Annotated in this window: 5 protein-coding genes; all 5 read left to right on the top strand. The window is 51.6% G+C overall.

Going from position 1 to position 12,728, the window contains the following annotated elements:
• The first annotated feature begins 78 nt into the window (after positions 1-78).
• The 5 genes from ABJM11_RS04225 to ABJM11_RS04245 all read left to right on the top strand — a co-directional run bounded on the left by ABJM11_RS04225 (position 79) and on the right by ABJM11_RS04245 (position 12,718).
• The gene (locus tag ABJM11_RS04225; protein ID WP_348293020.1) at positions 79-2,667 is read left to right on the top strand and encodes an AAA family ATPase; all 2,589 of its coding nucleotides are present in this window, start codon (positions 79-81) and stop codon (positions 2,665-2,667) included.
• Positions 2,660-4,129 (top strand): DUF262 domain-containing protein, encoded by a 1,470-nt coding sequence (locus ABJM11_RS04230; RefSeq protein ID WP_213476830.1) that lies wholly within the window; start codon positions 2,660-2,662, stop codon positions 4,127-4,129. The genes ABJM11_RS04225 and ABJM11_RS04230 overlap by 8 nt, the downstream gene beginning before the upstream one ends.
• Positions 4,119-6,107 carry a DUF262 domain-containing protein gene (locus ABJM11_RS04235; RefSeq protein WP_213476831.1) on the top strand — a complete coding sequence of 663 codons (1,989 nt, stop codon included), beginning with the start codon at positions 4,119-4,121 and terminating at the stop codon, positions 6,105-6,107. The genes ABJM11_RS04230 and ABJM11_RS04235 overlap by 11 nt, the downstream gene beginning before the upstream one ends.
• 87 nt (positions 6,108-6,194) lie before the next feature.
• Positions 6,195-9,068 carry an SNF2-related protein gene (locus ABJM11_RS04240; RefSeq protein ID WP_348293023.1) on the top strand — a complete coding sequence of 958 codons (2,874 nt, stop codon included), beginning with the start codon at positions 6,195-6,197 and terminating at the stop codon, positions 9,066-9,068.
• Between the two features lie 98 nt (positions 9,069-9,166).
• Complete coding sequence (locus tag ABJM11_RS04245) at positions 9,167-12,718, top strand: site-specific DNA-methyltransferase (RefSeq protein ID WP_348293025.1); 3,552 nt, start codon at positions 9,167-9,169, stop codon at positions 12,716-12,718.
• Positions 12,719-12,728 lie beyond the last annotated feature (10 nt).

Below are 12,728 nucleotides of genomic sequence, written 5' to 3' on the forward strand. Positions count from 1 at the left end.
TTCAGTACATGTCAGCGTAAACTGGGTATCAGACTGATCGGAAACGACTTTGAAAGCAATACAAGGAGGACGCAGTCTGTGCCTGATGTGGATGAAACAACTATCGAGTGGCTCCATGGTCAGCAAGACTGGCTACAGCAAGCAACCGAGACACTGCTAACTGATGGATGTCTATCCGACGCGAAGCTCGACGAGTTGGTTGCTTATCTAAAAACCTCTGAGGGACAGGAGGTTACGAACCACCGCCAATTCGATGGCCTGACCACTCATGCAGCCGCTACCGGGGAGTTGCGACTCACTGAGATTGGCGACATTAGCGGAATTGAAAATCTGGCACCCAGGCAGCCTCTGAACTTCGGTAAGGGGAACCTTTGTGTGATCTATGGGCATAACGGGTCAGGCAAATCCGGTTACACGCGCCTGCTAACGAAAGTTTGCGGAAAACCACAGGCAAAAGACCTTAAGCCCAATGTGTTTGAAGCGCCGCCTGCTGAGCGCCATTGTAAGGTTAGCTATTCTGAAAGCGGGATAGCAAGCGCTCTGGATTGGCCAGCGAATAGCGCTCCGATTGATGCCCTTCGGTCTGTAGATATTTTCGACGCCGAAACTGCCGTTGCCTATCTCACTGAGGAAACAGCAGCCACCTACACGCCTCCTTCCGTTGCTCTTTTTGAGGAGCTGGCCAGTGTATGTAACCGCATCAAGGAGAGACTTCAATCTGAGCAGGAAGCCCTGTTTAGTGCGTTGCCACGGTTGCCTAACGAATATGCGGCAACGCAGGCGGGCACTGATTATCGCGGGTTGAAGTCGACCATGACCGAGGTAGATATAGAACCCATCATCCAATGGGCATCCCGCGACCAGCGAACCCTGGATCAATTGGACGAGCGTTTAAAAACAGCAGATCCAGGACAGTTAGCTCGCAGCAAACGAAATACTAAACAGCAACTCGAGCAACTCGTGGCGAAGCTCAAAGCTGTGATGGCTGCACTCGGCAAAGACCGCCTCGATTCGATTCGGTCGTTCAGAAGTGAAGCGATCAATAAACGTCGTATGGCGAGAGAGGCAGCTAAGGTAAAGTCTGCCGAGTTGGAAGGCGTCGGCACGGACACTTGGCGTGCATTATGGGAAGCTGCACGAGTTTATTCCCAAACCCCCTATCCTGGGCAACAGTACCCCGTTACAGACGATGCACGATGCGTCTTGTGTCATCAAGAACTGGGGGAGGAAGCGCAGCGGCGGTTACTGGATTTTGAAAGTTTCGTGCAAGGCCGTTTGGAGACCGAAGCTAAGGTAGCGGAAGAATCCTATCGGCAGGCTTTGGCGGCCCTGCCCTCGGGGCTGACAGAGGAACAGTGTGCAACAGCATGCCAAGCGGCCGGGTTGAGCGACGGTCCATGGGAAACACGGCTCATGGAATCGTGGCGTAAGATCGTCAAAACGCGTGCTGTTCTTTTGGACCACGAGGCGAAAAGCAATGCAGAACCCCTGGAATGGCCGACCGATATCATTGAAGAACTGAGCAATCGGATTCAATTGCTTGAACGTGAAGCCGCACAGCACGATGAAGACGCGAAACACTTTGATCGTGCCCAAGCCACCAAAGAAAAGTTGAACCTAGAAGCTCGAAAGTGGACCGCGCAGCAGGCTGCAGCGGTTCGTGCCGAACTTGAACGCCTTCGCAAAGTGGCGCTCTACGAAAAGTGGAAGCGTTCAACGAATTCCCAAGGTATTTCGCGTAAAGCGGCGGAAATTGGTGAGCAGGTTATTACTCAGATGTTCGTGGATCGTTTTAATCGCGAATTAAAAGCATTGGGCGCCTCCCGGATAAAGGTTGAGCTTTACAAATCGCGCACGACAAGGGGGAAATCGCTCCATAAGCTTCGGCTGAAGGGGGCGCAAACCGGCCGAGACTTACCGGAGTCGGTATTAAGCGAAGGTGAGCGTCGGGTTGTGGGGTTGGCAGCGTTTCTCGCGGATGTCGCAGAGCAGCCTCACACTGCCCCCTTTGTCTTCGATGATCCTATTTCTTCACTGGATCATGATTACGAATGGCATGTGGCAGTTCGGTTGGCTCAGTTGGCGCAAACGCGGCAAGTGCTTGTGTTTACACATCGGCTATCGCTATACGGAGCGATGGAAGATGCTGCCAAAAAGGTTGGTGATGCTTGGAAAAATGACCATTTGCAGCAGCTTTGTATCGAATCCTTTTCTGGCACTGCAGGACATCCGGCAGATCAAGCGGTATGGAATGCCAATACCAAGAAAGCCAACAACATCCTATTGCAACGGCTCGATGACGCTAGGAAGGTAGGTGAAGCCTCAGGAGCTGAAGCCTACAGGGGCCTAGCTCAAGGTATATGTAGTGACTTCCGAAAATTGCTGGAGCGGACTGTTGAAGACGATCTTCTGAATCAAGTTGTGAGGCGCCATCGCCGCAGTGTCACGACGGACAATCGGTTAGCCCCGTTGCCGTTGATTAGCCATGAAGATTGTCAGTTTATTGATGACATGATGACCAAGTATTCCTGCTATGAGCATAGTCAGTCGTCGGAGGTGCCGGTCTTTATTCCAGAGGCAGATGAGTTGCGAGCCGATATCGAGTCACTGAAAGCATGGCGTGAGAGCTTTCGAAAGCGCCCCGAAGGAAGCGTTGCCAGTGCCTGAGTCTGGTCCCGTTACGGTAAGCGTGCGAAGTTTCGTCGAGTTCTTTGGTGAGTCTTCTTTGCCGGTGGCAGTCGACACATACCAGCGCGGCTTTGTGTGGGACCTGGAGAAGGTAACGCAGCTTGCGGAGGACCTGGTGGCGTACGAGGAACTGGGTGAGGAGGCTCCACCTTATTACGTAGGCACGGTGCTGGTTCACCGCAGTCCGGCGAAGGGCAAGCGCTTTATTATCGACGGACAGCAACGGTTGACTGCTCTGACCATCCTGTATCGTCAGCTAACCGGTTCCCTGCCGGAACAGTTTGCCATGACGTACTCTTCGCGATCGGCGCGCCGCATTCGCTCGGCGGCAAAAACCTTTCAACAGCTGCGAAAACCCGGCAAAGAGATCTTTAAACGGATTCGGTTCACCATTATCGAAGTCGATCGGGTAGATCTGGCCTTTACCTTCTTTGACACGCAGAACAATCGGGGTGTGCCCTTGCATGCGACCGATTTGCTCAAGGCCTATCACTTGCGTGCAGTAGAGGGTGAAGCGAGAGAACGACTGCAAACGCTGTGTGCCAGCGGCTGGGAGCAAGTCCAGCAAAGCCGCACTGCGCTCGGCCCGGAGGTAGAGGTCAAGGACTCCGCTCCGCGCCTGTTCAACCTGTTTCTGTGGCGGGCAAGGTGTTGGACCGGCAAGCAACTGCGACCTGGTGGCCATGACGCACTAATGGAGGCTTTCCAAAAGGATACCTGGCCGCTGACCGGCCCGGAAGATGGCATTCCGCTCTACCGTTCCCGTCAGAATCGCCTGGGCACCCATCTACGGCTGGGTGAGGCCGGACAACGGGAAATCCAGACTCACCCCATCACCTTGAGTGCACAGGCGGCCGACCTGCCTTTTGCTATTCGTCAGCCAGTGCACAAAGGGATCGGTTTTTTCCTCTATGCGGAAAAGTATGGTGCCTTGTTGCAATGGATGCTGGTGGACGAAACCTCTTCTTCGCAGCGGGTCTGTTTTCGGAGAATCCACACCGACCTCATGAGGGCGAACTCAGTTTATCTTCGGGAAATTTTCGTTCTCGGGGCGCTGATGTATGCGGATCAATTTGGCGAGGAGCAGCTGTGGGAGTTTGCACTCTGGTATGAACACGCGCTTGGAGCGATCCGACTGGAGAAACAGCAGGTGCGTTACGAAGCGGCAAAGAATTTTTTTCGCGATGATGCGCTCAACCTGCTTGACGTTATTGCTGGGGCCTATCTTCCAGATCAAGTCATAGGGCATCTGAAGCGACACCATCGTCATGACAGGATCTACGCTGACGAGCAGATCGAAACCGGAAAAGGCGTGCAGGGGCGCTACAAGCAGGCAGTATTGCGCTATTTCAAGATGCCATCCCTAAGCCTGAAGGGGAAAGCAGGATGGATAGAGCACTTGGTCAGCATGGATCAGGAGGAGGCCGGCCATGGCGTATGATTCGCAACTTATCAGCCTGGCAGAAATCGTTGAGAAGGAAGAATCCTGGACTTTCAATGTGCCCATCTATCAGCGCCTCTACGTGTGGGGAAGTGACGAGGTGAAAACCCTGCTTGATGATCTCGTCAACGCCTATGAGCGGGATGAAGACTTGTTTTTCCTGGGGGGGACTCTGGTAGTCGAACAGCCATCTAATCATGGACGGAAGTTTGAACTGATCGACGGGCAGCAACGCTTCACCACCCTGTGGATGCTTTGTCATGTCTGGCGCCGGGCGCTTGAGCCCTTTTTGACAGTCAAAGAGGGTGGAGAGAATCTTCTGCGTCTGGGCTTTGCCATCCGTCCGACGGTCAATCGTTACCTGAAATCTTTGGTTCTAACCGGGCATGATGCGGAGACAGAAACGGCGAGGGAAACCCACAAGATGCGAGAGGCTGTTGCAACCATGGAGGCGCTCTTCAAGCGCCGAGGTCTTCCCCATGGTGTCAGCTTGGACGAGCATTTGGCGGGCCTCAGTCGGTTTGTTTTCGAGAAAGTTAAGCTGGTCTTTACCGTGGTTCCCACCGAGACCGATTTGAACAAGCTGTTCGAGGTGATCAACAATCGTGGAGTGCAACTCCAGCACCACGAGATTCTCAAGGCTCGGATGTTGGACGCCCTCTCAGACCAGGAGCGGCAGGCTTATGCCATTTTATGGGACAGTTGCGCCGACATGGGAGAGTTTGTGGAGCGCGGATTGGCGGCCAACTCCGCGCTAAGCGCTAAGGATGTCGCGCAGCTCTGCGACGCGGAGGCGATGGTTCGTGATGCCGAGCCCCTGGCTAAGGCTGTGGCGGTACTCAAACGGCTCAATGCTACCGTCCAAGATCAGGGGGCGGCCGATGCTCTCGGGCTGGACGAGATTTTGATTTCTCATGAAGAGTGTGGGGAGTTAGATAATAAGGATAAAGGAGAGCCCCAGGAGGGAACGACATGGATGCGAAGCATCGTCGGCTTCCCAATGTTTTTGCAACATGCTCTTCGTATCTGGCTGATCCGTGAGGGCCGCCCGGATCTTCCGCGCATTTTGGATCGGGAGCTCCTGCAGCTGTTTGAAACGCATTTTTTTTATGACGGGAAGGAGATCGAGCAGGCGGAACGCTGTCGCTCCTTCATCAAGTTGCTCTGGGAGCTGCGCTACCTTTTTGACAAGCATTTCATCAAGTGGGTCGACCGTGGTGATGAAGAAATCCACATGATCAGCCCGCTCAGTTTAAGTAAAAGCGACGGAGCGCTTAGTTTGAGTCGTGGTCGGGAAAGCGAGAAGCAACAAGGATTCGGCTTGCTCCAGAGCATGCTTTATCACTCGCAGGAAATCACGACTCACTACTGGATCACGCCCCTGCTGAACTTTATCCATAAAGGCCCGCAAGAAGCAGAGAATTATTATGAATACCTCCGGCACCTCGACACCCACCTTCTTGGATCAACCATAGAGGGAAGTCTGATTGAGCGGACAAAAACGTTTCTGGACAAGCCTTGGTCACGCCATGACTTGAACCACGAGCAGGAGCTCAGGAAGGAACATGGCGTCGGATTTCGGCACTACTGGTTCTATAAACTGGAATTTGTTCTTTGGTATCTGTATCGGAACGAAAATGCTGGATGGCGTGACTTTCGTTTCACAGCCAAGAACTCTGTTGAGCATATTTCTCCCCAAAATCCAGTAAAGCAGGACGACGATCGCGTGGAGAAAATGCGGCATCGCTTCGGCAATTTAGCGCTTGTCTCTCGAAGCTTGAATTCCGAATACAGCAACCTGCCTTTCAACGAAAAACGGCAAAGGTTCATTAACAACAACAAATCGACAGTGGATTCGCTGAAGATGAGCGTGATCTACAGGCACGAGACCTGGAGCGATACCTTCGCTCAAGAGCACGAGAACGCTATGATTTTAGCTTTTGACAAATACGCAGCAAGTTTGAAGTCAGGGGGGTAACGTAGGTTGCTCCTAGTAGTGAGTTTGATTCTTGCCTTTAGCCAGTACAGTTGAAACCGCTTGCTCCTCAAAAAAAGGAAGTACTCCATGCCTATAACGGACTACCACGCCAAGTATTTTGCCTACGAACTCACCAGGCAGCGTCGTGGTGGTGACGTTGGTCGTCTGACCCAGTCGCTATTCGATGCCTCAGTCGACCTGAACCCCCACCAGATCGATGCAGCGCTCTTCGCTTTGCAGAACCCCTTGGTAAAAGGTGTGATCCTGGCGGACGAGGTCGGCCTGGGTAAAACCATTGAGGCTGCCCTGGTGCTGGCACAGTACTGGGCAGAACGTAGACGAAGACTGATCGTCGTCTGTCCTGCGGCTTTGCGTAAGCAGTGGGCAAACGAGCTGGCAGAGAAATTTCATCTGCCCTCGCAGGTTCTGGATGCCCGAACCTATAAGGAGTTGCGTAAGCAGGGTGTGGCAGACCCGTTCGACCAGCCCGGTGTTAACGTCATTTCTTACAATTTTGCCGCGAGAATGTCGGAGAAACTACGGCTTACACCGTGGGATCTGGTGGTATTCGACGAAGCCCACAAACTCCGTAACGCCCACCGGGAAAGTCATCGTACTGGCCAGGCTATCAAAGAAGCCTTCGGCGCTTGCAATAAGCTGCTGCTGACGGCAACGCCACTACAGAATTCCCTGATGGAGCTGTACGGCCTTTCGACGGTCATCGACAGCCAACTGTTTGGTGATGCGCTCAGTTTCCGTCGCCAATATCTGCGCGGTGGAGAAGACCTGGAAGGACTGAAAGAACGGCTTCAGGAGTTCACCAAACGGACCTTGCGTAAACAGGTTCTGGAGTACATCCGCTACACACAACGACGTGCCATCACGATTCCCTTTGCTCCATCGGAAGATGAACTTCGGCTTTATCATCTTGTGTCTGCCTACCTGCAGCGTGAGAACAGTTACGGCGTCCCCCAGCGGCAGCGCCACCTGGTCACTTTGGTGGTCAGGAAACTGCTGGCATCCTCCACAAGTGCCATTATCAATACGCTTGAGACGATGATCGATCGGTTGAAAAGGCTGGAGCAAACTCAAGAAGATGAAGACAACTGGCTGGAAAAACTGATCGGTAGTGAGGATGTAGAAGAGGACCTCCTTGATGAAGCCGCTGACGGGGAGGGCGAATACCAGGTTGAGCAACCGGATGAGCCCATACAGCTGGACCGCCTCCGTGGAGAGATTGCTGAACTGGAACAGTATCTGGATCTGGCACACAGAATCACTGAAGACGCTAAATCTGCAGCTCTGCTGAATGCGCTGGAGCAGGGCTTCAGCCACATGACGGAGATGGGCGCGGAGCGTAAGGCCGTCATCTTCACCGAAAGCCGGCGAACTCAGGATTATCTGCTCAAGTACCTGGAACGGCATGGCTACCTTGGTAAGGTCGCCACATTCAGTGGTACCAATAATTCCAGCACTACGCAGGCGATTTACAAGCGCTGGCTCACGCGTAACGTAGGTTCTGATCAGGTTACCGGTAGCCCTGCAGTTGACCGGCGCACAGCGATTATCGATCACTTCAGGGACGATGCAGAAATACTCATTGCCACCGAAGCCGCAGCAGAGGGCGTGAACCTTCAGTTCTGCAGCCTTGTCGTCAATTATGATTTGCCCTGGAACCCTCAGCGAGTAGAGCAGCGCATCGGGCGCTGCCATCGCTACGGTCAGAAATTTGATGTCGTCGTCATCAACTTCCTCAACCAAAAGAATGAAGCAGATCGGCGAGTTCTTGAACTGCTCAGTGAGAAGTTTCACTTGTTTGATGGCCTGTTTGGTGCGTCAGACGAAGTGCTGGGCCGAATCGAGTCCGGTGTCGACTTCGAGAAGCGCATAGCGGCCATTTACGACACTTGCCGGTCTCAGGCCGAAATCGAACAGGCCTTCAATGATCTTCAAAAGGAGCTCGAAGAAAGCATTAACCGGCGAATGCAAGAGACTCAGGAAAAGCTTCTGGAGCATTTCGATGCCCAAATCCATGACTTGCTGAAGATCCAGCGCGAAAGAGCAGAGCAGCAGCTCGACCGGGTAAGTCGCCTCTTCTGGCAGCTCACCAGGCATCAACTTGCCCCCTTCGCAACCTTTGATGAGAACCGCCTGGCATTTGAGTTGAACGAAAGTCCGTTAACCAAGGTGGCCACCGGTGCATATGAGCTGATCCGAAAGGGCGAGAAACCGTCAGAGCACGCCCACCTATACCGGTTAAGCCACCCCCTCGGTGAGTATGTTTTGGACACTGGCCGCAGGTTGGAAACGCCGGTAACGGAAATGGTGTTCAATCTGTCTGGCCACGAGGCGAAACTTTCCGCACTCCAGAATCTTCCGGAAAAATCCGGCTGGCTTGAACTGAATTTGCTTGAGCTGCAAAGCTTTCAGCGCGAAGAGCACCTGGTTTTTACCGCAGTCACGGATGCCGGACAGCTGCTTGATGAAGAGCAATGCGAACTCTTTTTCCGGCTGCAGGGTGAGGTGCTGAGCAATGACGCTGACGGCCCCGTTCAGCAACCGGGGCGGCAGCTAAGTGAAACCGTTACCAGGCAACTGGATGCCCGGCTCAGCCGATTGCTCGACGAGAACAACGAATACTTCCAGCGTGAGCGGACCAAGCTCGAAGCCTGGGCGGATGATCAATTGTTGAGTGCAGAGCAAAAGCTCGAGGACACAAAAGCTCAGATCAAGGAAGCAAAGCGCCAGTCCCGCCTGGCAGAAAGCGTTGAAGATCAGAAGCATGCTCAAGAAGAGATCAAGCGTCTCAGTAAGTTGCAGCGCCGGCAGCGACAGGAAATATTCGATGTGGAAGACGAGATAGAAGCCCGCAGGGATGCCTTAATTGATGCGCTGGAGCGCCAGATGCATCAGAGCAGTAGCACCCATCACCTGTTTCGAATTCGATGGCGCCTAGCCTGATCTTTAGCTGTCAGTTCGATTAACAATCTTCCAGCTATTTGTGGGAGAATCCTCAGCATTTCTGACCTGCCAAGTTCGATTTTTAAACAGGGAATACCATGAGTAACGCGACACAGCAGTTAAAAGCCCAGCAACGTCGACAGAAATTTGCCGACCTTTTGCGCGAAATGTTCCAGCTGAATCAGCCAGAACTGGATTTCGGGCTCTATCGCATTATGCATGCCCGTAAAGACGACATTAATCGGTTTATTGATCAGGACCTGCCGAGAATCACGCAGGAAGCATTTAGCCAATACGCCAGCCAGGATCAGGCACAGCTTGAAGCCGAGCTGGAAGAGCACATCAAGAGCGCGAAAGGCCTGGGGATGGACCCGGACGCGATTCCCAAGGTGCAGGAGCTCAAGCAGCAACTACAGGGTGGATTTGATCTCGCGCGGGAAGAAGGCGAAGTATACGACGCATTGGTCACCTTCTTTAGTCGTTACTACAACGAAGGCGACTTCCTGTCGCGCCGGGTATACAAAGACGGCACCTACGCGATTCCCTACCAGGGGGAAGAAGTGGTGCTGCATTGGGCCAACAAAGACCAGTATTACATCAAAAGCAGCGAAACCTTGCGGGATTACAGCTTCCGCCTGAACCCGGATGCTGGCCCTGGCGAAGATCCCATGCGGGTTCATTTCAAGCTGGTGGATGCGGAAGCCGGTGCAAAAGACAACAACAAAGAATCCGGTGATAGTCGTCGAGTTTTCGTGCTGGACGCAGAGCACCCGTTTGAGCTGATCACCGGTGAACCAACCGAGTGCGGTGACCAGCACACCGAACTGCAATGTCGGTTCGTGTTTCGGCCGGCAACGGAAAGCGACTGGACAGAAGGCGAGAAGAAAAAGGCGACAGCTGCAGCCCAGAAGAAACCGCCGACACAAGATGCGCTCCGAGCGATTGCTGAAGAAAGGCTTTTGGGAGCGGCCTCGGATGTGCCGGAGTATTGGAAGAGTGCGCTGGCAAAGTCCTACCGTAAGGCTGATGGTAAGCAGGCTGATTATTCAATGCTGGCAGGACAACTGAACAATTACACCAAGAAGAATCTGTTCGATTATTTCATCCATAAGGATCTTGGCGGGTTCTTGACTCGGGAGCTCGATTTTTACATTAAGAATGAGTTGCTGGATTGGAATGATATCGCCTCATTGAAAAACGATACGGCGAGACTCGCGCCCCTGATAAGTAAGATTGAAGTGATTCGTTCTCTAGGAGAAAAACTCATTGCGTTTCTTTCGCAGCTCGAGAACTTTCAGAAGAAGCTGTGGTTAAAAAAGAAGTTTGTAACACAGACAGATTACTGCCTCACATTGGATTACTTTCAGGGGCGAACAGAGCTACTGGATAAGGTTCTAACGAACGATAGGCAGCTACAGGAATGGGAATGGCTATACAAAGTAGATATCGAAGAGATTAAAAGAATACGGGACGCCGAAGGCTGGGTAGCTGTGCTCGATAAACCAGAGTTTCGGTACATGATGCTTGATACCTCGTTTTTTGAGTGCTCTTTTAAAGCAGATATCTTGGCTGGACTAGAGGAACTAGATAAGTCCTGCGATGGTCTTCTCATTCATTCTGAGAACTTTCAAGCACTTAATCTTATTCAGGAAAGTTACAAATCAAAAGTGAAGTGTGTCTATATTGACCCACCTTACAATACAGCTAGCAGCTCTATCCCATACAAGAATGACTACCGTCATTCTGCGTGGGCAACCCTTATGAATGATCGAATTGAACGTTTGAGCCATCTATTGCCTCGCGATGGCGCTATATTTGTAAGTATAGATAAAGCGGAAAGGACTGTTTTAGAGCACGTAATGGATGCCGTCTTCGGTGAGGATAATAAAGTAGAAGAATTGATATGGGCAATGAACACTAATAATAGTCAGGCCCCTAACTATTCAACGAACCACGAATATGTGTTGGTGTACGCTAAAGATCGAGTCAAGGCTGAGCAAGACTTTTCTATGTTCAGGGAGCCAAAGCCTGGTTACGAAGAAATAATGTTGTTGGTTGGTGAGATAAACCCAAGCTACCCTCGCATTTCTGATGCACAAAAGGAGCTTCAAAATTTATTTAGGAAGCATAAAAAAGAGCTGAGAGAGCAATTGGAAGAAGAAGGTTACGATTGGGATGCTGAAAAGAGCAATGACCCTTGGAAAGGAATTTATAACTACAACAAAATGGAATATCGAGATGCCGACGGAAAGATAGTGGATGAGAGCCTTGCGAAAGAGGTCGGTGCCAAGCTTTTGGTATGGCGCGAAGATAATATATCTATGCCGGCGACTAAGCAGGCTGATAGCACTCGTGATCCGGCTCATCTGAACTATAGGTATTACAACCCGGTTCATCCAGCTACCGGAAAGACGTGCCCCCATCCAAAGAGTGGTTGGAAGTTTCCATATGATCGAGCTGAAGGATCAGATCGGAAGACATTTAAAACATTGGATGCTGATGGAAGAATATCATGGGGATATGATGAGTCTAAAATTCCCCAGCTCAAGCGATATTTGCATGAGGTAGAATCAAATATATCTAAAAGTATATTTTCAGACTATTCAGATGGCGAGAAGCAAACGTCTGCTATGTTTGGGAGGTCTGGTATGTTTCTTGCTCCTAAGCATGCAGATTTTGTATCACGATTTATACTTCAGGCGGCAAAGGAAAATAGCATCATTTTAGACTGTTTCGGTGGATCGGGAAGCACTGCCCACGCAGTTATAAAGTTAAATAAGGCAGATAACGGGAAAAGAAAATATATCCTTGTAGAGATGGGGGCGTATTTCGACACTGTCCTCAAGCCAAGAGTAATGAAGGCTGTTTATTCTCAGGACTGGCGCGCAGGGTCGCCTATTAAGTACACAGGTGTGAGCCATGTCATCAAAACTTTGAGGCTAGAAAGCTACGAAGATGCATTAGGTAATCTTGAGCTCTCGCGGTCTGGTATGCATGGTCAGCTATTCGGTGCTGAAGACGGTGATTCAATCGATTCGGCTCGAGAATCCTATATTTTAAATTACATGCTAGAGGTAGAGACGAGAGAGTCTCGATCTCTTCTGAATGCACGGAAGTTTGTTGAGCCGACAGAATATAAACTTGATGTTCGGTCTGCAGGCGGTGATGAGACGAAATCAGTAAACGTCGATCTCCTTGAGACGTTCAACTACCTCTTGGGCTTGGAAGTAGAGCATATTGCTGCACCAATCCACTTCGAGGCTGAGCTGAACCAAGGTAACTATGGCCGTTGGCAGGCGAAGGTTAAGCACAGTGAAACCGGCAAGTGGTGGTTCCGAACCGTCTACGGCACGAACCGGACAGGGCAACAGGTGCTGGTGGTATGGAGAAACCTTCCCTCGGTCATTGATGGCGAGGCCGATGGTATCCAGAAGGACAATGCCGTGCTGGATGCAGTACTGATCGAGAAGCTCTCTATTCGTCTGACCGAGAGCCAAGACGACGAAATCGATGTGTTGTACGTGAACGGTGATCACAACATTAGTATTCCCCGGTCCCGAAAGGGTGAACCCATGGAGCAGGCGCGTATCCAGCTGATTGAGGAAGCTTTCCATCGGCTGATGTTCGCTGACACCGAAGCGGTTCACTAAGGGGAATATC

The sequence above is a fragment of the Marinobacter sp. genome, from assembly GCF_039977835.1.
GTDB lineage: Bacteria > Pseudomonadota > Gammaproteobacteria > Pseudomonadales > Oleiphilaceae > Marinobacter.